Here is a 26,844-nt window from a genome sequence, read left to right as displayed (position 1 = left end):
TTCAAGTTACTTCCACCCTTGCATTTAAAGTACATATAGCATATAAAGTTTATATCAATAAGCAAACTTCTTATTGTAAATTATCATAATGACTATTCAGGAAACAAAATATATAATCCAGAAATTCCAATCTATTTTCAAACAATTATATCATTATATAAAATTAACTTATAAACTATTATTAAATTCTTCCAACATGCCAATAATACCTGCTAATTTGCTTTTCTTAAGTTCATTTAAATCTTTTTCATTTATACACTCTACCATTAAATCCTTACCTTTTAACTTTAATCCTTTGCTATAAGAATTAATTGATTCTCTAATTTCAAAAAAATTTTCAATTTTTCTTTCAACACATTGTTCGCACTTAGCAAAACTTAACCACTGTTTTTTATATCGTTTATTATGTTCTTCTATTAGTGCTTTTTGAGTAACATTAAACTTATCTAGAAACTTCTCTAAAAAATATTTAGGTTGATACCAGCTAGATAGTATGTTTCCCTTTTCCCTCCCAGCATAGACTTCTTGTGAATAATGTTTATACTGGCATTCATAACATTTAACAGCATCTTTTAAATCATCTAATTTGCATTCTAGAACACACTTTAATAGCTCCTCATCAATAAAATATCCTTCTATTGAGTATTGATCTGTAACTCTAACACTTTTTCTTATTTTTTCTTTTATCTCATCTCCAATTTCTTTTCTGTTATTTAATATTTCAGCTATAAACGTTTCCCTTCTGACTTCTTGTTCTTTTGTATCTGAATCTCTAACTATCAATGTAGGAACATTAAATCTACTATTAATTAACACCTCTGCATTAGCATAAAATTTTAGGTTATCACAACTTCCCACATCTAAAACATTTATTTTACTACTTAATCCTTCTTCAATTTTATCTAATAATATATCAAATATCCTCTTGTCATCCTTTCCTTCAACAAATATAATTCCCTTATTTGCAATTATATCGTCTGCTTTTATACCTAATTCATCGATAACTAACTTAGGAACTACATCTTCTATCGTTGCACTACCTGATATTTTTTTAACTAACTTAACTTGTCTTTTCTCCAACTTGCTTACTGTTATGGGCGAATGTGATGTAAATATAACTTGATTGCTTTGTGATATAATAATTAGAGTGTCTATCATCTTTCGTTGTAATAATGGATGTAAATACACTTCAGGCTCTTCTATTAATAATATGTATTTAGATTTTTTGCTTGATACCTTTACATAGGCTTCCAATATGGATAGTATTATCATACTCTGATAGCCTGTCCCGCAATTAAGAATATCGCTTTCTATTCCCGTATTTATATCTTTTATTTTTGTGTTATATGTTGTTCCTTTTGAAATATTTACATCTGAATCAATAATAACTTTATAATCATTAGTTCCTATTGCCTTATTATAAAATTCTGTTATCTTTTCACCTAATGACTTACATCTATTTTTAGTTTCCTCAGCAATGACTGAATTTAATTCTTTATATGATATGCTATTTCCTTCTATCACTATATTAGTTTGAATCTCATCATCTAACATTTGAATTAACTCTTTTAAATATGAATTTGCTCCTGCTGTGCTCTCATTCTTAGGATCCCTTATGGCTGGTATAACCTTGACTTGAGGCAGTATTTGCTTTAAGTCTGTCTCTTTAACCTCAATTTCTCCATCAACATAAAATTTTGTGCTAATATTTTTTCCATGTTTAGCAACTAATTTTATATACATTTTATTTTCATTTATCTTATATTTATTCATATTAGATTCTAGATTTTCTCTCCTTATTTCATCTATCTTTAAAATTTGTTTTTCTAAGTTTTTCTTGGTGCCTTCTGAAAATCTTTCATCTAATCCTTTTTTCAATTCTTCTACTCTTTCTATCTGCTTAAAAATTTTATCTACAAAAATAGTTTCCTCTATATACTTGTCTGTTACTTCATCAAACCATATCTCTATTTGTACGTCGTTAGTACTTCCCTTATGAAAATCTGAAATACAAATACTTTTCTTAGTACTTGGAAATATACACTGTATAGCATCTAAAACAGCCGACTTTCCAGTGTTATTTTGCCCTATTAACGCAAACAAACTTTTATCTATAACAATCTCTCCAGAGTCTAAAAAAGACTTATAATTCCTTATCCTTATTTTGCTTATATGCATAATATTCAACCTCCATTTATAATTATACTTTTTCAACTACACCACATATTAATATTAATTTAGTGCATTTGCTCTAACGTTTTTTAATGTGCAAAGATAACGCATAATTTGCATATACCCTTTCTTTCATACTTAAATATTTCAAGAAATTATTATCGATTTTCAGAGTAACTCTTTTATTAATATATCTAAACATCTATCACTATGATAAAATAATCCAATGATAAGAACACTTTCAAACTTTCGAAAAAATACTGGATAGGCAAATTACACCTATTTATACTGTGCTCACTTAAATAACTTTCTCAAAACTAATAACTTTTATTTAGTATTGGATTTATCATTTTATTTATATTTCCATTTTATAATTCCCTTACAATTCCATTATTCTACAAACAAACTTAATTTCCTTCAAATTTTGGAAGTTATGTAAATATAGAACCAATTAAGGACGACAATATTTAAAAATATGTCGTTTGGATTCGTTTATAAATTTATCTGTTGACTATCATCCGTAATACTCCCATCGCACTCTGTGAAAGCGATTCACAGTTCTTTGCTGTGCATAACGGATGCTACGTCCCTGGATAAGTTCTTCTAAGCTTCAGTTGGAGTAAGTATTCTTTTTAAGCAAACTCCATCTGAAGCTAAGAATCACTTGATTATTAGTTGAACTTGTATAAAAAAAGAAGTAAAATATACTTAACCTAGTTATATATTAACTAGGTAATCCATTTTACTTAAGATAATTTTTTAGAGGTGATTTTATGAGTAGTGAAGATATTGAAGAATATATACATGTTATAGGAGCTAGAGAAAAGAATCTTAAAAATCTAAATGTGAAAATTCCTAAAAAGAAAATAACTGTTTTTACAGGTGTTTCAGGTTCGGGAAAATCATCTTTGGTGTTTGATACCATAGCGGCAGAATCACAAAGGCAATTAAATGAGACTTATTCCAGTTTCATCCGCCATCGTTTGCCTCACTATGGGCAGCCAAATGTGGATGCTATTGAAAACTTATCTGTAGCAATTATTATTGACCAAAAACGTATCGGGGGAAACTCAAGGTCAACAGTTGCAACTATTACGGATATATATTCATTGCTAAGATTATTATTTTCTCGTATAGGGAAACCTTTTGTGGGTTATTCCGATGTTTTTTCCTTTAATAATCCTCAAGGGATGTGCCCTAAGTGTGAGGGGCTTGGAAAAATAGATATGATAAGCATCGATAAATTGTTGGATAAAAATAAGTCCCTTAATGAAAGTGCAATTTTATTTCCTACCTTTGAACCGGGAGGTTGGAGATTGAAAAGATATATTCATTCAGGATTTTTTGATAATGATAAGAAAATTAAAGATTTTACAGAGGAAGAATTGGAGTTGCTTTTGTATAAATCCGATATTAAAGTAACCACTTCTGACCCAGAATGGCCAAAAACTTCTCTTTACGAAGGACTCATTCCTCGAATTGAGAGAAGCTTTCTTAAAAAAGAAGGCGGTGAATCCCTTAAATATAAAAATGAAATAGTTAAAATTATCACTAACGAAACATGCCCTGTCTGCAATGGAGTCAGATTAACACAAGATGTTTTAGAATGTAAAATAAATAATAAAAATATATCTGATTGTGTTGCGATGCAAATAACAGACTTACTTGATTTTATCCATACCATTCATGAGCCTAAAGCTGCCACTATAGTTGAAGCAATTTCAGACCACTTAAAACATTTAGTATCCATAGGTCTAGGTTATTTAACTTTAAGTAGAGAAACCTCCACCCTTTCTGGCGGTGAATCACAGCGAATAAAGATGGTTCGTCAGTTAGGTAGCAGTTTAACGGATCTTACTTATATATTTGATGAACCAAGTATTGGTTTACATCCTCACGATGTTAATAAAATCAATATGCTTTTAAAACAGTTGCGAAACAAAGGAAATACAGTTTTAATTGTGGAGCATGATCCCGATGTTATAGAAATTGCTGATCACATTATTGACATAGGGCCAAAAGCTGGTATTAACGGCGGTAAAATCATGTATCAGGGTACTTTGGAAGGCCTAGCTCATTCCAATACGCTCACTGGTAAATATTTATATAGCCATGCTAAGATTAAAGAAAACTGTAGAGTCCCTACTGGATATTTGACTTTAAAAAACGCAAATTTGCATAACCTTAAAAACATTAGTGTAAATATCCCAAAAGGCGTTATGACAGTTGTAACTGGGGTTGCAGGTTCAGGGAAAAGTACTTTAATAAATCAAGTTCTTCCAAAATTTTATCCTGACACAATTTTCATAGACCAAAAACCTATTCAAGCTTCAAAGAGATCAAATATTGCCACTTTCACAGGAATATTTGATAATATAAGAGAGTTGTTTTCAAAAGCAAATCACCTAAAGCCTGCTTTATTTAGCTTCAATTCAAAAGGAGCGTGCCCAAACTGCAAAGGTCTAGGGGTAACCTATACAGATTTGGCTTTTATGGACACAATTGAAACTGTGTGCGAGGTATGTCAAGGAAAACGCTTCACAGATGAAGTATTAGACTGCAAATTACGTGATAAAAACATAAGTGAAGTTTTAAATATGACCGTTGATGAAGCCTTGACTTTTTTCTATGAAAAAGAAATATCCGCTGTTCTCAAGAGACTTGTAGATGTAGGGGCCTCATATATTACACTTGGTCAGCCACTAAATACTTTATCTGGCGGTGAACTTCAAAGAGTGAAGCTTGCTTCTGAATTAGAGAGTAGAGGAAATATTTATGTGTTGGATGAGCCTACAACAGGACTTCATATGTCCGATATATCACAACTTCTTAAAACTTTAAATCGCCTTGTTGACCAAGGTAGCACAGTAATTGTCATAGAGCATAATCTAGATGTGATTAGTCAAGGGGACTGGATTATTGATTTAGGTCCTCATGCAGGACAAAATGGTGGTAATATAATGTTTGAAGGAACACCAAAAGATTTAATAAATTGTGAGTGTTCTATAACAGGACAATATTTAAAGAAATATATAAAATAAGGAGAGTTTTATGGGTAAAAAAGAGTTGGAACAATACTATATCCCCTTTCAATGCATGATTATCAGCAATATCAATCGCTTTAATATTGAAGGGGTAACAACTGCTCAATACAACGTATTGGATATCTTAGATAAGCAAGGCTCTAAAACCACAAAGGAGCTGGCAGAAATTCGTGGCATTTCCCAAGCTGGAATGTCCAAACTTACCAAAAGACTTTTAGAGAAAAATTATATTATACAAAAACGACGTGAAACAGATCGCAGAGCTTATGACATCATGCTTACTCCTGAGGGCAAAGATTTTCTCATAAGATCAGAAAATTTCAGAAATGAAATAATGGATTTAATTGAAAATACATTGACAGAAAAAGAATTAGATTGCTTCCTTAAACTTTGTAAAAAAATTACTGATTCATATATAAAGGAGTAATAAATTTTATTTTCTTCTACCTTAAACTTTTTAAGTTGTCATTTCCCAATATAGCCTATGGAGCTTGTTAAATAAATAAAGATGGCAACTACAATGTAGTGCCATCTTTTGTATTAGAAATTTGTTTTTTCTATATAGTGACAATTAACATCGATATGGTTTAAGAACAACAATAATCTTTCATAAAGTGGGTGAGCTTTATCACCATACTTTGCTTCTAGATTTTCTCCAATATCTTTTACAGTTTTCTTGCCATTTATTTGCAAAAATACATAACTTCCATATTCATCTATAGAAATTCTCTTATATTCTGGAATTCTAAATTTAAATTTTCTAAAGAAGTTTTGGATCTTGTGATCTTGTTTTTCAAGTATTGTCACAATATTGTCCTTATCTACTTCATATTCTAAACTATCAGAGATTTTAAATATTATACTTAAGATTTCTTCGTTATTATTCAACATTTTTTACCTTACTGTTCATTATAGGTATTATAGTAGCTATTATAAGACCTACTAATATTATAAACGCCATTCCATTAGAAGCACTGAATCCACTTGGTCCAGCTCCTTTTATAACACCTGTTACTTGAAGTGCTATACCTATAAGCCCTATTATAGAACCACCAGCAACAAGTCCAGATGATAAACTTATACCATTAGAAACTTTAACTTCTTTTTCTTTTTCAGATTTACAAGTTCTTTCTACAAATAAACGAACTAATGCACCTATTAGTATTATAGAAGTTGTAGATATTGGTAAATAGAATCCTATAGCAACTGTCATTACAGGAAGGTTTAATAAGAATAAAACAACTCCCATAACAGCACCAGTAATTATCATAACCCAAGGTAATTTACCTGACATTATACCAGCAGTTAATGTTGACATTAAGTTAGCTTGAGGTAGTGCAAATGGAACGTTATCACCAGTCATTACAAGTTGGTCAGAAAGTAATAATATAGTACCAACAACTACTGTAACACCAACTATACCAGCTATAGCAAAGTATTTTTGCATTTCATTTTTGTCGCCACCTATTATGAAAGTAACTTTTTGTGATTGAGAATAACCACCAGCCATAGCTACAGCAGTAACTATAAATGTACCAAATAAAAGTAATGATCTGTTGCTTTCAGGATTTTTCCATCCCATTGCAACGAATAATAATGTTACAACAACTATAGAAGCTATAGTCATACCAGATACAGGAAGGTTCGAAGTTCCTATAGTACCAGTTAAACGACCAGAAACTATAACAAATAGCAATGATAAGAATAATGATAAAATAGAAGCAGCTATTGCCATTAATATATTACCACCAGATATCAAGAAACCACCTATGAAACATATTACTATACCACCAAGTAATATTCTGTTTCCAGCAGATGAACCCTTACCACTATTTGAAGACTTAGCATTAATAGTTTCTTTTATGGAAGATACTATTGTAGGTATAAGCTTTATAGCACCTATTAAACCACCAGAAAGCATTATTCCAGCACCGATATATTTTACATAACTACCAGCTATGTGTTTAACCTGCATAGCGTTTATAGCAACATTAGGATCATTCCATACAGCTGCACCGTCTTGTGCAAGCTCAGCGAAGTAACCTATTAAAGGCATAATACAGAAGTTAGATAATATAGAACCAGCAAACATAGTTAAAGAAACCTCTAAACCAACTATATATCCTATACCTAGTAATAGGGGACTGACTTCAACTTCAAATTTCCACTTGTAGAAGGTTTCATTTACATAACTTATAACGTTGTTAGCTACATTTAAAAATGAGCTAGTTACAACAGTTATAATACCGCCTATTCCAAACCCTATTCCCATGTACTTCATTGATTCTCCAGCACCTTCTGAAGCAACAAGTGTTTCAGCTATAGCCATTGACTCAGGGTACATTAATTTACCGTGTTCTTCAACCATTAAGTAATTGTGAACAAGAGAAGCTATTCCTATACCGAATAAAACTCCACCTACACCAACAACAAAACCTTCTAAGAAAGTAACTTTAGAACCTATTAATAGAATTGCTGGTAAAACAAATATTATACCACTAGCAACAGATTCTGCACCACTTGACATACCTTGAATTAGGTTTTTACCCAAAATACCTTTTTGTTTAGAAAATACAGCTATAAGAGCAGAGCCTAATATAGAACCAGGTATACCAGCCGCAACTGTAAGACCTGATTTCATACCTGAATAGGCAGTAGATGCTGCGAACAAAGCAGACAAAATGATACCAATTATCAATACGACAACGTTTCCACCAGATTTAGAACCACTAGAAACGTAAGGTACGTAGTCTTTACCAGCTACACCACCATATGCATATTTAGATAACTTATTATCCATGATATATCCCCCTAATGTATTATATACATATTATTTATAATATATTTTCCATTAAAATATACCATTTTTAAATATAAATTTTTTACTTATTTAATTGCAATGAGGCTACTAATTAGAATAATAAATTATAAGGACCAAAGATTAAAATCTTTGGTCCAAACATTTAATTAGGCACATTAAAATAAATAACAAGTCAATTATCGACGGATATTTTTTAAATGTGTCTTATTTTACATTCTTCAATACTTCCAATAAGTATTCCCAGGTCCTCTGAACTGAAGAAATACTCATATGTTCATTTGGAGTGTGAACATCATATAGATTTGGTCCAAAAGAAATAGCATCTATTTTACCAAATTTTTCTGCAAACAGTCCGCACTCAAGCCCAGCATGAATTGCAGTTATATGAGGTTTCTTTTTGTATATTTTTTCATATACATCTTCAAAAATTGTTCTTATTTTTGAATCAGGATTATATGCCCATTCAGGGTAACCAGATTCGGCAACAACACTTCCACCATTCAGTTTAGCTGTTGCAGCCAATCTATTATATAATTCGTTCTTTAAGCTTCTAACGGAACTTCTGATTGAGCTTATGAATTCTACGGAATCTTTATGAGTAAAAATTATTCCAAGATTCAAGGAGCTTTCTACTAAACCCTTAATATCCATGTTCATGGAAGCTACCCCATTTATAACCAAGTATAAGTAGTTAACTACATTATTAGTTGATTCTTTTGAAAGCATTTCCTGAGGCAAGGTAGGTAAAACTTCAAATTCTACTCTTACATCAGGATCTGGTGTTCTCAATTCAGTTTTAAATAATTCTTCACACTCAGATATTTTTTGCTCAACTAAAGCTTTATCCTCGGCTCTTACTAAGATAACAGCATCTGTCTCACGTGGAATAGCATTGTGCTTAGATCCACCATTTAATGAACTGAGTCTAAAATCTATTTCAGATAAAATAGACATAAGTATACGACCCATTAATTTATTTGAGTTACCCCTTTCTTTATCTATTTCCATTCCAGAATGTCCACCTTTTAAGCCTCTTATTCTAATTATATATGGAACAAGGTTTGTATCTATTGCTTCCAATGCTACAGGAATTGTTGTTTTAACTGTAACTCCACCAGCACAGCTCACTAATAGCGTACCTTCTTCTTCGGAGTCTATGTTAATAAGTGTTCTTCCTTCTATATTTTTAGGTTCTAATGCCATTGCTCCATCCATTCCTGTCTCTTCTGAAGTGGTAACAAGTAATTCTATTGGCGGATGTTGATATTCATTAGAATCCAAAATTGCTAGTCCCATTGCAACCGCAATTCCATTATCTGCTCCCAAAGTTGTACCAGTTGCATATATCATGTCATTAATTATTCTTAACTTTAACGGATCCTTAGTAAAATCATGTTCTATACCTATATTTTTTTCACACACCATATCCATATGACCTTGCAAAACAATAGCAGGACTGTTTTCATATCCAGATGTTGCTTTCTTTTTTATAACAACATTTAATGCGGAGTCCTGAACATATTCTAGATTATGCTCCTTAGCAAAGGATACTAAATAGTCGCTAATCCCTTTTTCATTTCCAGATCCTCTTGGAATCTGTGATAGCTTTTCAAAGTATTTAAATACTTCAACTGGTTGTACATCTTTAAGTACTTCTTTCACTGTTATTACCACCCTTCTTATTTTATATTTTTTACGGGAATATTCCAAAAATTGTAAATATCCCTATAGGTATATTTAACACAAACTAAAATAAAAATCAACATATATAATTTTATGTATTTTTTATATTTCTATATAATTAAACATTAAAACCTTTAGTCTTGCATCTTTATAATATCACTTTATCAATAATCGGATAAATTAAAAAACCGTATCAGACTTCTCCAATACGGTCATTATGTATTTGTGGATTTCATTGGTGGAGGCGAAGCATGACCTTTAAAATCCACTATCAGTTACTATCCTTTAATTTATCGCTCCTTATTCAAATGTGCAAAACAGCCAAGAATATTTTTCTATACTCTAGGCTATTTCAAACACTTATTTATAAATTTTAAAATAAACTCATTCTTTAAAAAACATCTATTTTAATTTTTTTATTATAAGCTCTCAATAATGTTCTTTAGAAATTTATCTTTTAATTGTTCATATATAATGACTTTAAATTCTACCCAACTATCACTATCCATTTTTCCTTTAATTTTAGAACATACAACTTTAAAAAATTGTTTTTCAAAGTTCATCCAAACATTATCATATATAATTTGAGTTCTTGCTGAATTTAAATTCAAATCATTCCCTTCTCCAATGTCAAGTCTAAATATAATTGGAAATGGAAATTTTAACACAGCTTTCTGTCCATAATTTGTATAATCAGAAAATAGACTACATGGAACATCTATTCCATGAATTGATACAGCAGATTTAGATTTAGATATTACAGTAAAGCTGTGATTAGATTCAATTTCTCCATTTTCATTTATTTCTATTTGGGTGGAATTTTTATTTATACCATTAGTTCCATATGAGATATCATACGCCAATGAATAACATTCTCCATCAACCAAAACATCTTTAGATACCAATTCCACTTTATTTACTGGAATACCATTACTTACAATATAAGCTATTGATGCATTTCCTCTAAAACTATACTCTGATGAATTTAAATCAATATTAATAATTTTAATATTATCTTTTTCACTAAAGCTATCTCTCTTCCATGTATAATCTTGTAGCAGTGATAAATCTAACTCTTCAAAATCGTTAGGTACGCATATTGTTTCCTCATCTTCCGCTTTAATAGTAATTTTAAATGGTGGCAATGGAACTAAGCTCTTTACAGATTTTTTGAAGGAATATTTATCCATTTGATCCCAAGGATGTAATTTTCTTAATCTTAAAATTGTCTCTGTACCAGGTTCTATCCTATTACTATCAGAAATAGAGAATAAACTTTCATATCCCTCAACAACAATTTTCAGTGCTTCATCAAATTGATATCTTCCTGTAATACGTCGTGTATTTACTTCTATACTATCACAAACCATAAAGCAAGCAAGAATACCAATTCCAAATCTTGATATTGGCTTAAATGGAGATTTAATATCTGCCATAAGTTCATAAAACTCTCTTGATTTATAATATGAACATCCAATATTAGTATAATATTTATCAATAATATGCTGATTCATTCCAACACCATTATCTTTTACCTTAAGATAATCATGTCCATTTTGACTATAAAATTCCACTTCAATTTCAGGTTTATATGTCTCTCCCCATCTTTGACTAAGTTTTTGTCTTAATAAACAGGCATCAATAGAATTTTGTATTAATTCCCTTAATGCTACATCAGGTTTTCCATATAATTTTGTACCCATTAACAAATCAATAACTTGACTCTTGCTTAGTGTAAATTTAGTATCATTATATCTATAAATTGGTTTCCCAGTCACAATATCTTTAATTGCTGCAATCTTTCTTCGATCAACTCTTGCTGGCAAAGGTATTTTATAGTTTAATATATTTTCCTCAATATAATCACTATTCAAATTAGATAAAATTAAAGTACAATTTCTTAATTCATTATCAATCAAATCACAGAATTGACGAATTGTTGCTTCAATAGCTGGATGACTACACTCTGCTGTAAAAACTAATTTTTTACTAGTTATAGACCAACACTTTACAGCTTGATGTTTTCTCCATTCAGAAAGAGAAATAGGGTTCCTTACTGTCAAATGTGAAAATAAAACACTTGGAGTTCTTTTAGTATCAAAATCTATTATATCTGACAAACGTAATAAAACAGCAATAAACGGAATGCAACAAAACACATCTGTATCGCATATTTTAATTGTTTCCATGTTTAACAAGTTGGTGTAATCCTCATTATGACTAAAACAAACTTCTGCCAATTCAGCCGTTAAATCTGTTTCATTATAAATAATTTTATTTCGCCAATCACTTGCAATAATTTTCCTAGCACGATCAGCATGAGTTATTCTTATATATTCAGTTACAATAAAATCTTCAAGCAATTGCGCTTTAGAATACTCGCCAGCATTATTTAAAGTTTCAATTTCTTCAATTTGTTGAGTATATGTCATTCTAAATCTCTTATAAGTTTCAATCTCTTCTTCATAATTTTGCTTTTCATCATTAGATAATTGGTTTTTCCAAGCTTTAATTTGATTTTCTTCTGGGCACATTCCAATATCATGCAAAAATACAGATAAAAGTGTTAACATCAAATCTGGAATAGACATAAATTCTAAAGTTTGTTTAGGAATTAATTTTCCAATAATGAAAAGCATATTGAATATATGATCTTCATCATGCAACGTAAATTCTGGCATATTTTTGATTACTGTTTTATATTTAGAAATCGAATATTGGCCAACTTCATGTACAAGTGAAAGTACTTTAGGACCACATTCTAAATCTGAACATTTCTTTTTTAACTCTTTATAAATTACATTATTTTTTAATTTACTCATTAAAATACTTTCATAAATTTGATCCATTTTTTGCTCCTTTGTTCACTGATAACTTTAATATTATTTTACTCTTTAAATTTAAGCTAAAAATTTTTAACTATAAATAAGTTAGCTAAACTTATCTTAAATATAAAATTTAATTTAAAAAGTTTTACTAATATTAGTATACACTTTAAAACAAAGCAATTCTAGAAAATATTTCAAAATTTCTAGCCAGCTATATAATACTTCTTAGCAGACTTATGTTATAATTTATATATTTCATTTTAATGAAATAACTATAATTTTATTTTATCTAATGAATTAATAATTGAATTGCATTATAGAAATAACACAACCGTAACAAAGCTCAGTTAATTTTTTTATGATATTACACGATAAAATAAAGCCTTCAAAGATTCTATAAAATACAGTAAAATTAAAATCCATGAACTCCAGGAACCTAAGAATTTTAAAAACAGTAATTGTATTTTATGTAGCTTGTTGCATTATGATCTAATTAAAATTCATGATTGGTGGAGATACCCGTAGCAATAAAAAACCACGACCACCCGTAAGTAGCTATTTAAGCCACCTACAGGCGGTCGTGGATATGTATGGTGGAGGCGAGGCACAATCAGCACTCTCATATATTCAATTATCTAATTTTAGTAAAAACCTCACTTACTTATGGTACGGTTCACCTTGTGTAATTCTAAACTTTCTTGCTTATTCGCACTTTGTTCATATCTCGGGAAGTAATTATAAAAAGATCTGAAGTTGTTACAAAGCTTTTTAAATCATTCTTTAATTTTGTCTTTACTATAATTATCATCAATATCACTTCTTATCTTATCGGCTATATCAGAAACATCGTTTATTATATGGTTATAAGTATTTCTTAATTGAGTTAGGGAAGCTACCTTTCTGCGATTTTTTTTCTTCCTATACATCTCTATTTCCTGTGAAATTCTTTTATTCTCTACTCTAAGTATCCAAGCAATTAGTGTAGCTGTATCATGCTGCTTTTGATACTTAATTGAATTTGTTCCTGAAAACTTTATTCTATTATCTTTGACATTTGTTTTTTCTAGTGTTTTTCCTAGAATGTTAGCAGCATTTTCCAATGAGTCTTTAAATGCATTATCTAGTAATGTCATATATTTTTTTGTATCGTTTCCATACTTACCAGAAGCAATTTCACCTTTAATTTTTTCGTATTCTAAAGTATATTTCTCCATCAAGTGGAATTTGTTATCATCCCCAAATGAAGCTTCAATACGACTCAAAAACTCATACCCTATTACGGCATTCTTTGATATAACTGAATCATTTGTATCCTTATAAGCTTCACCATCATAATTTTTTTCTATATTCTTATTATTGTTTTTAGTTTTATATTCATTAACAGCTAAGTTTATTGGATAGGAGATTGTTTTATTAATTTTAATTGAACTCATAATAATTACCTCCGATTTATTGAATACACTTTATATATCGGAAAATAATTAAAATACTATATGGTATAATTTTCTATAGCTACCGTCAGTTTCTTTTGATAATGATAAGAAAATTAAAGATTTTACTGAGGAAGAATTGGAGAGCAGAGGAAATGTTTATGTGTTAGATGAGCCTACCACAGGACTTCATATGTCCGATATATCACAACTTCTTAAAATTTTAAATCGCCTTGTGGACCAAGGCAGAACAGTAATTGTTATAGAGCATAATCTAGATGTGATTAGTCAAGGGAATTGGATTATTGATTTATGCCCCCTTGCAGGACAAAATGGTGGTAATATAATGTTTGAAGGAACACCAAAAGATTTGATAAATTGTAAGTCCTCCCTAACAGGACAATATTTAAAGAAATATATAAAATAAGGGTACTTGTGCTATTTGCACATAGTACCCTTATTTTATTTTCATAATTTCTAATACAACTATATTTGCTGTTTGAAGCATCAAATGCTATTTAAATAATATGATATAATTAATTTATAATAGAAACGAAGAAAGGAAAGACTTGCTTACCACTATTTTTCTTCTTCAAATCTAGCCATAGCATATAAGGCATCTGAAAGTCGATTTACATACTTTCTAACATCTTCCCTAACCTTATCTTCTTTGCTGAAAGTTATTATTACTCTCTCAGCCCTTCTTGCCACAGTTCTAGATACATGCAACATAGCTGACTGAATATTTTTTCCTGGAGTTACAAACCCATTAAAAGGGCCCGCTTTTCCCATATACTTATCTATAATTTTTTCTAAATTATCTATATCGTTCTGCTCAATTTGTTCCTTTAGATGTTTAATCCCATTTTCATCACTGGCAAGTTCTGCACCTAATACAAATAACTTCTTTTGTATATCTACTAATTCAGCTTTAAGTTCCTCATCTTTTATAAAGGAAGAAGCTACCCCCATATTAGAGATTAATTCATCTATAGTTCCATAGGCTTCAACTTTTAGACTATCTTTCTCTATTCTGCTGCCACCAAATAAAGCTGTAGTTCCCTTATCTCCAGTTCTAGTATAAATACTCATATAACCACTCCTTAAAATTTACTCAAGTGTTAGCGTTATTTTTCCACTTAAATGGATTCCTATACCTGCAGACAATCTTGATTCTTGAGCAGCACCTTACAAAACTCATTTTTTGTGTAAAGCTCAGTATTTTATAGATTTGGATATACTATATTTATTTAGAATGTTCGCATACATCTTTTACAATAAGTTCATATAATGTTTTAACAGGTGCTCCTGTTCCTCCCTTAGGTGTACAATCATTTCCATCATCTGTCCAAGCAGTTCCTGCAATATCTAAATGTAACCATGGCTTATCTTGCACAAACTCTTCTATAAACATACCAGCTGTAATTGTTCCAGCATTACGTCCACCAGTATTTTTAAGTTCTGCAAAGTTACCCTTATATAATTTTTTAAAGCACTTATCATTTGGAAGTCTCCAGAATTTTTCTCCACTTCTCTTTGCTGCTACTAATAACTCATCATAAAAAGCATCATCATTACTTATTACTCCTGTTATTTCAGTACCAAGTGCTACTAATACTGCTCCTGTAAGGGTTGCTAGATCTACTAATTTTTCTACATTTTCTTTTTTAATAATATAAGTGATAGCATCAATTAATGTTAATCTACCCTCTGCATCTGTATTTAACACTTCTATGGTCTTACCTGCCATAGACCCAATAATATCTCCTGGTTTATAGCTTCCACCTGAAATAGCATTTTCACAAGCTGCTACTACCGCTATTACATTCTTTTGCACTTTATTCTTTGCTAATGCTTGCATTGTACCGATAACAGCAGCTGCTCCACCCATGTCATTTTTCATAGTGTCCATGGATGATGTTGGCTTAAGAGAATATCCACCTGTATCAAAAGTAAGACCTTTACCTACAAGTCCAATTTTTTCATTACTCTTGGGATTACCCATATATCTCATAACTATTAATTTGGGTTTATGAATAGATCCTTTTGCAACCTCTAAAAATGCCTTCATTCCTAATTTTTCTATTTCATTTTTATCAAATATTTCTACTTCAAAGCCACTTTCTTTTCCAACTAAGGCTGCACGTTCTGCTAAAGTTTCTGGATACAATATGTTAGCAGGTTCATTTACAAGATCACGAGCTAAAATCACACCATCAATAACATTGCTAGCTTCTGCTATCTTTTCTGCCATCTTTCCTGTCTTTTCCTTTGGTGCACCTAATATAGTTACATGTGGATTATAGCTTTCTTTCCCTTTATTATACTTACTGAATTTGTAGCCTGATAATTTAACACCTTCTACTATAGCTTTCGTAATACCACCTGTGCATAACTCTTTAGCTTTTATAAAATAAATACCAAGGTTGTCTACATTTAACTTTTCAGCTTGTTTCATAGCTTTAGCAATTGCATTTACAAAGTCATTTCTTTCTACCTCTTTATATTTACCTAATCCTACAAAAATCTCATAATTTAAATCATTAGTCGTTCTATAAAATATTTGTTCCCTTTTTCCTTCAAATACTTTTTTCAACTTCAACTTCTCTAAAATCTTACTATTTATTTCTTGATCTTCATATGCTAAAGTAACAGTACATTGTAAACTATCAACACTTAAATCTTTTACTTGTATCATCTTATAACTTCTCCTTTATTACTTAATAATAATTATTAAATATTATACCACAATTTCTCATATTTTCCTCGTTAATTAACTATAATAATTTTGATTCTCCATAGATGCGGTTCATCTTACCGTAAGTAAAAAAGTTATGTTAAGGAGTAATTGAAAACTAAAACCTGGACAACACATTTCTGTATTGTCCAGGTTTTCATGTTTCATTTCCTTCTTCTTTTATCTATTATTTATCTACTATCTACTATCTATTATTTACTATTTATTTACTATATTTTAGAATGAAATTACCCATTTCAATTGCACAATCCTCACTTTGTGGGTAAACTCCTACATTGTCTCCATAAGCATGCCCTAAGCCTTTATATAATACGGTTTTTGTTTCAACACCTGCCTTAGTAAGTTTTGCAGCATATGCTAAACATTCTACTTTTAGAAAATCATATTCTCCAACGGTAATAAATGTTGGAGGAAGTCCTTTAGGGTCTCTAATATATGGATTTAGGTATTCATTTTTAGTATCAGTAGTACCTAAAACATCGCTTAAACCTCCTGATAATCCTTCAAACATTCCTAGCATCATTTCTATACCGGATTTATACTTTGGAGAAATCTCATATTCATCTCTACTCCATTTGAAGAATTCATCTTCAACGTTTGCCATGTTTAAAGTAGGATAAAGCAACAATTGTCCTGTTACCATACCTAATCCCTGCTCCATATCTTTTGTAGTACAGTATTGAGTTAAGTTTCCACCAGCACTGTCACCTGCTACGAAAATATTATTTTTATTACCACCAAGACTTTCCGCTTTATCATAAATCCATTTTAATACTGAATAGCAATCTTCATGACCTATTGGATATGGATTTTCTGGACATAAACGATAGTCAACTGATACTGCTAAAATATCTGTCTTTTCAACAATTAATTTTACTAATTCTTCAACAACATCAGGTGAACCGCCAAAGAATCCACCTCCATGAATATAATAAAGAATTGGTGAATTTTCCTTTGCAGTTTCAGATTTGTAAATACGTACTGGTACTTTATATCCATCTGCTGCTTCTACAGTTTCATGAATAATATCAATCTTCTTTTCAACTATTGGGCTACTCTTAATTCCACCAAACATCTTTCTTAATTTGCCAATTGATTTTGGAGAAGTATCCATTTTCAATAATTTTTTAGGCATAAATTTCATCAAAGTCATTTGCATTTTCATATCATTATAAAAACGCGGATCCATTACCCCTCTCTCATCACTATCAGGTATGTTTTTTACTAGAACTTCTGCCCCTTTAACTTTAACTATTTCTTGTTTATCTATAATTTTTTCTAATAATTCTTGAGAATATTTTCTGCTCATTTTTACTCATCTTCTTTCTATTTCTTATATTTTTTCACACGATCATCTTGAATTACACCGCTATAATTCATTCCATAAGCAAAGTCATAACTATGCCCTTCTTCATCAACATAACATTCCATATCATGTGAAACATCTTCAAATTGTTCTTCTACAGTTTTCATATCTTTTGGCATTTGGAAAGGTAGTAATCCACTTGGCTCTTCTTTTCCTGAAACAATATCTAAAATTGCTTCTAATTGCACATTGAAGTTTATTAAAATCCCCTGAACCTTGCTTTCAAACTCTTCTACAACGGTAGGATTCTTACAATTCATAGAAACTATTACAGGCTTATCTTTCATAGCTGCCTTCGTTTCTAAAATAATATCTAAATCTTGTTCATTGCTACATGTATTACTCTTGCCTAAGTAACTACGATTTTTAATTACATCATTTTTATCTTGTGCAATACTTTCTTTTCTTCCAAACTCAGCAGTGTATGGACGGTATTGAAGAGTTATAGGAACATATCCCTCTTTTTCTTTGTATCCTACGCTATCTGGTGATTCAATAAATACCAATGCAAAATCCGCTTCTTCTGGAGTTTCAACTAATGTATAATATCTTTCAACAGTTGTATCCTTAACTGGGAATACCTCATGGGCTGGTATTACATTTCCAAACCAATCCACACCTTCTTTTACCCTACGCTTAGGAATATAAACCTTCTTTTTATTGCAAATAGGTAAAACATTATCCTTATTTTTTAACATTACTACAGATTTAACTTGAGCATCATAACCCTCTTGCATAAATTCCTTATTACCAACAAGTGTTTCCGAATAATCAGGATCTACATAAGGATTTTCGAATAAACCAGTGCTAAATATATTCTTAAGTAAACGCTTGGCACTTCTTTCAAAACGTTCCCTCATAAAGGTTTCTCCATGCTCTTTAATTCCAATTTCATAAGCATCTATAATTGGTTGCATTTCATTATTTCCACCAAATTGATCTACACCAGCCATTAATATTTTATAATGACGTTGTGCTTCACTCATTGTTTCTACTCCCCAGCATTTTCCCACCATAAAGGATGCTATATCCGGACAATCCTTTGTAATCATCCAGTCGGTACATACAACTCCATCATATTTATATTTATTACGTAATAAATCTGTAATTAAATACTTACTATATGAATTTCCAACATTTTCGTTATTTATTATATCTACATCATAAGAAATTGTATAATATGGCATTACTGCAGATGCTTGTTTTGTACCATTTTTCAGCTTAAATGCACCTTCAGTAAATGGTATTAAGTGCTCTTCAAAGTTATTACCTGGATAAACTGCGAACTTTCCATATCCAAAGTGAGCGTCTCTTCCGCCTTCTCCGCTTCCACCTCCTGGCCAATGTTTAACCATTGCATTTACACTTTCTGCTCCCCACTGACCAGTTTCTTCATCAGTTTGAAAACCATCACAATAGGCTTCTGCCATATCAGCTGATAACTTACTGTCGTCACCGAAAGTTCCACTAAATCTCATCCACCTAGGTTCTGTTGCTATGTCTACCTGAGGTGATAATGCTGTTGAAATCCCTAAACAGCGATATTCCTTTGAAGCCACCTGTCCAAAACGTCTAACTAGTTCTGGATCAAAGGTAGCGGCTAAACCTAATGGTTCTGGCCATTTTGATATTTTCCCTCCTGATCCTGCATTAAATTCAGTATCTGCATTTGGAGTATGACGAGGATCTGAACTAATATTGTTTGGAATGCCTAGGTCCATTCCTTCTACAAAAGCTTGAATATTATTATTCCATTTTGCTGCTGTTTTAGCATCATCAACAACTGTCAAAAGAATATGACGTAAGTTGTCTTCAGTTAAAAACTTCTTCTGTTGATCAGTTAAATCACTAATTTTCTTCCCACTTTCTTTTAATGATTTCCCATCATAGGTACCTGAAAACATCCTTGCAAATAAACCCTCACCAGTAGACACTGCTTGATGCTGGCTATATAACATCAAACCTGCAATTTGCTCAATGCTCATCTGATTTACTAAATCATTAATTCTATCTTCTATGGGCAATCTCCAATCTTCATATGGATCTAATTTTCCATTCTTATTTAAATCTTTAAAATAATATCCATCTTCTTCTAGAATTTCAACCCCTGAGCTCTTTGCATATGCTATATCTTTTCCACCATGATTTTTCACATATATATAATTATCTATTTCTTTTCTTGTATATTCTTTCATTTTACACCTCTCCAATATTTAATATTTTATTCTTTTAGAAATCTCTTTACATACAATTACTTAAAACGTTTTCATAACCTTTTAGAATTAGGCACATTCTTTATTTTCAATCAATTATGCCCATTCTTTTTCCTTATTTAAAGGTTATCATTTTTTATTGAATTATTGTTGTTCTTTTTTGCCCATTTTAATGTCATTTTTTGATTCTTTTAAATATTGACGATATTTCAAAGGAGTCATTTTATACTTTTTCTTAAATAAGTTTATAAAAGACTTTACATTTGAAAAGCCATGAAAAATTGCAATATCTTGAATATTTACCTCACTGTTTATTATATCTTCATAGGCTTTATGAAGCCTAAAATTACTTAAATATGCTTTATAAGTAATACCAAACCATTCACGAAATTTTCTTGAGAAATATTCATTACTCATATAAAAATGTTTAGATATACGTTCTAATGTTAGCTCTTCTTTATAATTTTCACTAATATAAGTCAATATTTCTTTTTGCTTTTCTCTATATTTAAAATAATTTTTTGTATAATCCCGCTCTTTAGAAATTATACAATTAGATAATAAAATATAGAGAATTTCATAAATATATGAATTTACTTTAATATAATCTAATTCTTTTGGATGCAAACAAAATTCTTTCATTTCTAAGAATATTTCTCGTAACCTATCTTTTTTAAAATTTGACTTCATAATATCTAATCTAATATTATCAATATTAGGATATAATTTTTTTATAAATTCATAGGATAAAATCAAAATCACAGCTCCAGATGGTTGATCTGGATATTTCTCAATTTCATGCACATCTCCACTATTCACAAAAATGAACTCTCCACTCTTCACATTAATGCTTTTACCATTAATAACCCCTGCTACTTTCCCTTCGGTAACAAATGTGATTTCTATACTTCTATGCCAATGGGGAGGTATATAAGAATATTTTGCCGTATCAAAATTCTCTTTACCAACGTACCTTATAAATGCAGGTAGATTTTGATTTAAATTTACTTTTTCATATGTAACATTATTCATAAAAACCTCCCTTTTACTTACCTTACTATTTTCTAAGTTTTTCATAATTATATACTCATCCTATAAGGATAGTATAATATATCTATTACACATATTATACTATCGAGATATTTTCATATCTATGGTATAGAAAAAATCTCAGATAGTTCTTCTACTCTATCTGAGATTTTAAATATTATTTTAATTATTTAACGTCTATTTTTAAGTATTGTTCTATAGTGGTGATCCACAATATTCGCATTCTGCAACACTAGTAGTCACCCTATTAGGAGCTCCACAACCTTTACATGTTACAGCTTTCGCCTGAATTTTCGGCTCATAGTTAGGTGTAGTCTCATTGACATTTTTCTTATTTGGTTTTGGGAAAACTATTTCGTTAGTAATATCATTTATATAGGCACCTTGGAAATATCCTTTATTAATCATATCTTTTAAATCTTTTTTTACAGCATGTACAGGTAGAGACATAGCCCCTGCAATATTATCTATAATAAATTCTTTTCCATCTATAATCATAGAAATATATCTTTCATGTTTTTCAGCCTTAAAAATAAGTTTTTTATAAAGCCTAAACAATGCTAGTCCTATAACAAAGAAAACTATAGTAGGTGGAATACTTTCTGTTGCATCCTCTGGGGAGGTTAATGTCGCCAGTATACCTGCCACAGTCATAAAAAAGCAGAAATATGATATATATCTTACAAATTTCTCCTTATTATTAGAGTTAAGTTTCTTGTATATTAAGTAAAATCCAAATGGCCAAAACACTATAGTAAACATTATAATTACAGGCCAAGAATATGTTTTTTTTGTTTCCTTTTTATAATCATAATTATTCATTTATTTTCTCCAATACCTTAAAATTTATATTTATACTTTTTCATACTATTAATACCTATATTTGTTTTTAAGGAAAATATTCTATTATTCAAATTGAATTATACTAATTTACAATTATTTGGTCAATGAAGCCTTCAAATTTTACTACCTTCTTCTAGTAACATATGTACATGATCATGTTAACGACCCCTGAGGGTTCTTGCGAGGAAAATAGTGAATTGAGCTTGTTAATATTATTCTGCAAAAATCACGTAATTTGACTTTTTTAATAATACATGCTAATATTTAAACGAAAATAATATATTTAATCGCTAGGGGAGCTTTTGCTGAGACACTTCGGTGGACCCTTTGAACCTGTAACAGGATAATACCTGCGTAGGAAAGCGTGAGTCTTCGTATCCTCCAGCGATTATAATTAAATCTTAAGGAGGTTTTTTTATGCCAGAATTTAATAGTGAAGTTTTAAAGGAGTTTTTAGAATTTAAGCCTGTAACTTTGGTAATATTAACTTTACTTATATTGTTATCTATAATGGGCTTAAAAAAGAAAAATGAAACTAAGTTTAGCATTAAAATGTTAGTATATGGTAGCTTATGCATTTCTCTATCTTTTGTATTATCTTATATGAAGCTATTTTCATGGCCACAAGGTGGTAGTATAACTCCTGCTAGTATGTTGCCAATTATGGTTTTTTCATCAATGTTTGGAGCTATACCAAGTATCATAGTTGGAACAGCTTATGGATTATTACAATTTATTCAAGATCCTTATATAGTTCACTGGGCACAGGTTTTTTTAGACTTTCCATTAGCTTTCGGAGCTATAGGGCTTGCTGGTCTATTTAGAAATAATTTAGTTTTATCTTCTTTAGCAGGAGGACTTGGAAGAATGTTTTTTCACTTCCTATCTGGAGTTATATTCTTCGGTAGCTATGCCCCAGCAGGAATGCATCCTGCTATATATTCTTTATCAGTAAATGGTCTTCTAATAGGAACTGAAACAGTTATATGTATAGCTGTATCTCTGCTTCCTCAAATAAAATCTGCTACTAGAAGAATTGCTAGAGAAATTACTGCTTAATTAAAAAACAAATAATTTCTTAACATAGTAAATTCCTAGTGAATATTCACTAGGAATTTACTTTCATATGCTTTAATTTATCAAGTGATTCTTAGTTTCAGATGGAGTTTGCTTAAAAGGAATACTTACTCCAACTGAAGGTTATTAAGAGAGTTCTTAGAAGCTTTGCTTCTTAGAAATCCTTATCCTTTAGGGGAAGAACTTATTCAGGGACGTAGCATCCGTTATGCACAGCATAAGAACTCTAAATCGCTGAAGCTCAAGAGTTCTTATATCTCCCACTTGTAGAAGATGGGAGTATTACGGATGCTAGTCATCGGATAAAGACTTTTTATATTTCTTAAAGTAGGCTGAACTTGAAAAAATAAAAAAAGCACCAAAAATTATAAAAAATACTGCAGAAAAATATAGTTTCCCAATTAAATGCCATATTCCTATAGCTAACCATAGAACGCCTGCAATTGCATATAATTTCCATGAACTTTTATTATCTATTGCTTCACTATTACACTTGCCGTATTTTTTTATTTGCTTAATTCTAAAATTATACATTAAATAAGGCATAAAATTAAAAACAAACACAACCATATCAATCATTAATAATCCTAAGATAATCAGAGAAATAGGTCTTATGGAAATTATGGAAACAGATAACAAACATATTAGAACTATACCTATTATTAAAGAATAAACCGTTCCCTTTCTTGTTCCATTCCTTATACTTGTATATTTATCTATTTCTGATTGACTATCACTATAAATAGGTTTAGTGCCAGCTGGTGCTGAAAAAATGTGCATTTGGTTTCCTATAGAAATAACAAGTTCCCATCCTGCTTCTTTAAATAAAGTAAAATATTCTTCATCTGCCTCCATTTGATAATCTAAAGTATATACTATGTCTTGAGGTTTATCTTTTTTTAATTTATAGAAAAAACCTCCTGCTATGTCTTCTAATATCCAACCTTGGCTTGCATATTTTTTTAGTTTTTCCATATCACTTTCTTCACTAAAGGCAAACCCACTAATCATTACATATTTACTTTCCATGAATACTCCTCTTTTCTACTCCAAAAAATTCTCAGCAAATTTAACCATCTGTTTTTTACGCTCAATTTCTTTTTTCAGCATCTCTCGTCCTTTATCTGTTATCTTATATACTTTTCTATTTCCATCTGTGTCTGAATTTAACCCTACTAAATCTGCTGCTAAAAGCTTTTTAAGTGTTGTATAAAGTGTTGCAGGACCGATAACAACTTCATTATTAGTAAACTTCTCAATGGTTTTCATAATTAAATATCCGTGCTTTTCCTCAATAACACTAGATAAAATGTAAAAAGTAGAGTCCGTTAGTTCTCCAATATCAATAGAATCTTTTCTTGGCATAACACTATCCTTTCTATTTTCTATATATCATTTATTGATATATCATTAAATATACTATATCAATAAATGATATGTTTGTAAATAGTTTATTTTTTAGACGAATGAAGGACTCACCATTTAATGGTAAGTCCTTTTTTATTTAAACTTTCTTATATTTTATATGTGCTCTCTTAAACTATTAATATGTTTTTCTAGGTCATTTGAAACATCCACTACCTTTTCCATACTAGTTATTTGTTGATTAGAGGCAGAGGATATTTCTTCAACAGATGCAAGTGTTTCTGCTGATATATTAGATAAGGAGTCAATATTCTTAAGTGTTCCATCAATTTGTGTGGACATTTCTAATGAAGTTGCTGAGGAAATTGAAATTTTCTCTATGACTCCATTTAAGGCAACTTGAATGTTAGTAAAGGCATTCTCAGTATCATTAACGGAGCTATTTTGAGAATATACAAATTGAGATATATTATTCATTTCATTTAGGAGATTTAAGGATTCTTTTTGAATTTCTGTTACAATAGCATTTATTTCTGATGCAGAGCTTGAAGAGTCTTCTGCAAGCGTCCTTACTTCTTCAGCAACTACTGCAAACCCTTTTCCTGACTCACCTGCACGTGCTGCTTCAATAGCTGCATTCAAAGCTAATAAGTTTGTTTGAGAAGAAATATTTGTAATAGTATCAATAATAACACCTATCTTTTTAATATTTTCCTCCAATTTTATGACTCTATTAGACAAAGAATCCGTTAAATTTTCAGTTTCTACTGACTTATCTTTAAGAATTTTAATTACTTCTTTTCCCTTTTTACTAACATCAATTACATCGCTAGAAGCACTTTTCATATCTTCGAATAGCTCTACTAGATTACTAGAGTTTTTCGAAATAATCTCTGAGGCTTTATTGATGTCTTGTAAATCATAGGTTTGGCTAGTCATACTCATATTTATCTGATTCAAGGAATCGGTGATATCCGAAAAGGTATCTGTATTTGCAACGGAAAGATGTTTTAATTCGTCAGCAGATGTTTGAACATCATTAATAATATTTTCTGCTGAACTTATCATCCCCTTAACCTTGCCAATCATCGCATTGTAACTATCACTAAGGAGCTTTAATTCATCATTTGAATCAATCCTACTTACTGCATCTAAATTTCCATTTTCTACTTCTCCCATAGTTTTAATTAAAGAATGTATAGGTAAGGTTAATTTTTTAGATATAAGTGCTATTGCAAAAAGCACTAAAATTAAGGTAATACTAAAAGCAAATATTATTGTATTTGTAAGAGCTCGGGCTTGTTTTGTAACTTCTGAATAATCCATAATGGAGACAACCTTCCATCCAGTAGAAGGTAACATTGCCACATTCATAACTTGGTGGATTCCATCCGCATTGTAATCTGTACTAAGCCCTACCTTGTCCTCTAGCGCTTTTAACTCATCTATTCCTATTTCTTCTGTAGTCTTTAATATCCAATCCTCATGTTTTGGGTTTGCAATAACTTTATTGTTTTTATCTAAAACTATTAGATATCCTGTTTCTCCAACTTTAATGCTTTCAATGGTCTTTTGGAGACTTTCCAGTTTTACACCTATTCCAACAACCCCCTGAAGTTGTCCATTTTTTTCAACTGCGTGAGTAATGCTTAAAATCATTTCTTTAGATACAGATGTGAGGTATGGATTTCCAATTAGAAAACTATCCTTGTTTGTTAAAGAATCCTTATACCAAGGTCTATCTTTTGGATTATATGGCTCCGATGGTGCGAACTTAGGATACTCAATATATCCTCCATGTTCAGTACCTAAGAATATAAACCCTATATCTTTATGAGATTTTTTTATACTTTCAAAATACTTACTAATAGAATTTTCTGTAATACTATCTTTATATGTAAAATTATTAGAATTAAATTTAGTATAATTATTTATTGTATTATCCATATCTTGAACTCTTTCGTCCATGGCAATCATTTTTATATTTTCTGTCATAGGGTTAATAATTGAATGTTCAATATATCTAGCTACTTCTTCTAAGATTTTATTTGTATTTTGAATTGTAGTTTCATTTATTCTACTTGTAATTACATTGTTCAAATAAAAGCCGCATAGTGAGTATGATACTAAGGATACCAGTAAAACTCCAATAATAAACTTAGTTCCAATCGACATATATTTCTTCATATAATCC

Annotated in this window: 18 protein-coding genes, 1 pseudogene and 1 riboswitch; of the genes and pseudogenes, 4 read left to right on the top strand and 15 right to left on the bottom strand. The window is 30.4% G+C overall.

The window, feature by feature from the left end:
* Positions 1–168: 168 nt before the first annotated feature.
* A complete protein-coding gene (locus KQI86_RS08010) occupies positions 169–2,178 on the bottom strand; it encodes an ATP-dependent nuclease (protein WP_216438757.1) in 2,010 nt (669 codons plus the stop codon).
* A gap of 767 nt (positions 2,179–2,945) precedes the next feature.
* Here KQI86_RS08010 and KQI86_RS08005 point away from each other — a divergent pair.
* Both KQI86_RS08005 and KQI86_RS08000 read left to right on the top strand, forming a co-directional pair.
* The gene (locus KQI86_RS08005; protein ID WP_216438756.1) at positions 2,946–5,213 is read left to right on the top strand and encodes an ATP-binding cassette domain-containing protein; all 2,268 of its coding nucleotides are present in this window, start codon (positions 2,946–2,948) and stop codon (positions 5,211–5,213) included.
* A gap of 10 nt (positions 5,214–5,223) precedes the next feature.
* A complete protein-coding gene (locus tag KQI86_RS08000; RefSeq protein WP_216438755.1) occupies positions 5,224–5,643 on the top strand; it encodes a MarR family winged helix-turn-helix transcriptional regulator in 420 nt (139 codons plus the stop codon).
* A 113-nt stretch (positions 5,644–5,756) separates the two neighbouring features.
* On the opposite strand, the gene KQI86_RS07995 is transcribed toward KQI86_RS08000, so the two are convergent.
* The 5 genes from KQI86_RS07995 to KQI86_RS07975 form a co-directional block, all read right to left on the bottom strand.
* Positions 5,757–6,107 carry a PqqD family protein gene (locus KQI86_RS07995; RefSeq protein ID WP_216438754.1) on the bottom strand — a complete coding sequence of 117 codons (351 nt, stop codon included), beginning with the start codon at positions 6,105–6,107 and terminating at the stop codon, positions 5,757–5,759.
* A complete protein-coding gene (locus KQI86_RS07990) occupies positions 6,097–8,016 on the bottom strand; it encodes an OPT family oligopeptide transporter (protein WP_216438753.1) in 1,920 nt (639 codons plus the stop codon). Before KQI86_RS07990 ends, KQI86_RS07995 begins: the two co-directional genes overlap by 11 nt.
* A gap of 225 nt (positions 8,017–8,241) precedes the next feature.
* The gene (locus tag KQI86_RS07985; protein WP_216438752.1) at positions 8,242–9,699 is read right to left on the bottom strand and encodes an aminoacyl-histidine dipeptidase; all 1,458 of its coding nucleotides are present in this window, start codon (positions 9,697–9,699) and stop codon (positions 8,242–8,244) included.
* A 440-nt stretch (positions 9,700–10,139) separates the two neighbouring features.
* Positions 10,140–12,569 (bottom strand): HD domain-containing protein, encoded by a 2,430-nt coding sequence (locus KQI86_RS07980; protein WP_216438751.1) that lies wholly within the window; start codon positions 12,567–12,569, stop codon positions 10,140–10,142.
* Between the two features lie 752 nt (positions 12,570–13,321).
* A complete protein-coding gene (locus KQI86_RS07975) occupies positions 13,322–13,981 on the bottom strand; it encodes a hypothetical protein (protein WP_216438750.1) in 660 nt (219 codons plus the stop codon).
* Between the two features lie 133 nt (positions 13,982–14,114).
* On the opposite strand from KQI86_RS07975, the pseudogene KQI86_RS07970 reads away from it, so the two are divergent.
* Positions 14,115–14,405 (top strand): annotated as a pseudogene (locus KQI86_RS07970) (excinuclease ABC subunit UvrA); the annotation flags it as partial.
* A gap of 152 nt (positions 14,406–14,557) precedes the next feature.
* Here the strand turns inward: KQI86_RS07970 and KQI86_RS07965 are convergent.
* The 6 genes from KQI86_RS07965 to KQI86_RS07940 all read right to left on the bottom strand — a co-directional run bounded on the left by KQI86_RS07965 (position 14,558) and on the right by KQI86_RS07940 (position 22,187).
* The gene (locus KQI86_RS07965) at positions 14,558–15,070 is read right to left on the bottom strand and encodes a cob(I)yrinic acid a,c-diamide adenosyltransferase (RefSeq protein WP_216438749.1); all 513 of its coding nucleotides are present in this window, start codon (positions 15,068–15,070) and stop codon (positions 14,558–14,560) included.
* Positions 15,071–15,224: 154 nt separating this feature from the next.
* Positions 15,225–16,676: a leucyl aminopeptidase gene (locus KQI86_RS07960; protein WP_216438748.1), complete on the bottom strand. Its 1,452-nt coding sequence runs from the start codon at positions 16,674–16,676 to the stop codon at positions 15,225–15,227.
* A gap of 262 nt (positions 16,677–16,938) precedes the next feature.
* A complete protein-coding gene (locus tag KQI86_RS07955; RefSeq protein WP_216438747.1) occupies positions 16,939–18,045 on the bottom strand; it encodes an alpha/beta hydrolase in 1,107 nt (368 codons plus the stop codon).
* Between the two features lie 17 nt (positions 18,046–18,062).
* Entirely contained in the window at positions 18,063–20,297 is a 2,235-nt protein-coding gene (locus KQI86_RS07950) for a glycoside hydrolase family 3 protein (protein WP_216438746.1), read from the bottom strand.
* 162 nt (positions 20,298–20,459) lie between these two features.
* A complete protein-coding gene (locus KQI86_RS07945) occupies positions 20,460–21,347 on the bottom strand; it encodes an AraC family transcriptional regulator (RefSeq protein ID WP_216438745.1) in 888 nt (295 codons plus the stop codon).
* A 213-nt stretch (positions 21,348–21,560) separates the two neighbouring features.
* Complete coding sequence (locus KQI86_RS07940) at positions 21,561–22,187, bottom strand: hypothetical protein (RefSeq protein WP_216438744.1); 627 nt, start codon at positions 22,185–22,187, stop codon at positions 21,561–21,563.
* Between the two features lie 303 nt (positions 22,188–22,490).
* Positions 22,491–22,586, top strand: a riboswitch (TPP riboswitch).
* A gap of 39 nt (positions 22,587–22,625) precedes the next feature.
* Here KQI86_RS07940 and thiT point away from each other — a divergent pair.
* Positions 22,626–23,267 carry an energy-coupled thiamine transporter ThiT gene (thiT, locus tag KQI86_RS07935; RefSeq protein WP_216438743.1) on the top strand — a complete coding sequence of 214 codons (642 nt, stop codon included), beginning with the start codon at positions 22,626–22,628 and terminating at the stop codon, positions 23,265–23,267.
* A gap of 309 nt (positions 23,268–23,576) precedes the next feature.
* Here thiT and KQI86_RS07930 read toward each other — a convergent pair whose 3' ends face one another.
* The 3 genes from KQI86_RS07930 to KQI86_RS07920 form a co-directional block, all read right to left on the bottom strand.
* Entirely contained in the window at positions 23,577–24,314 is a 738-nt protein-coding gene (locus KQI86_RS07930; protein WP_216438742.1) for a DUF2812 domain-containing protein, read from the bottom strand.
* Positions 24,315–24,329: 15 nt separating this feature from the next.
* Positions 24,330–24,650, bottom strand: a complete 321-nt coding sequence (locus tag KQI86_RS07925; RefSeq protein ID WP_216438741.1) for a PadR family transcriptional regulator — start codon at positions 24,648–24,650, stop codon at positions 24,330–24,332.
* A 156-nt stretch (positions 24,651–24,806) separates the two neighbouring features.
* A complete protein-coding gene (locus tag KQI86_RS07920) occupies positions 24,807–26,837 on the bottom strand; it encodes a methyl-accepting chemotaxis protein (RefSeq protein WP_216438740.1) in 2,031 nt (676 codons plus the stop codon).
* Positions 26,838–26,844: the final 7 nt, after the last annotated feature.

The organism is Clostridium mobile (genome assembly GCF_018918285.1).
Classification (GTDB): Bacteria; Bacillota; Clostridia; order Clostridiales; family Clostridiaceae; genus Clostridium_AW; species Clostridium_AW mobile.
Note: the sequence above shows the minus strand (reverse complement) of the source record. Positions and strands in the feature narration are given on the sequence as shown.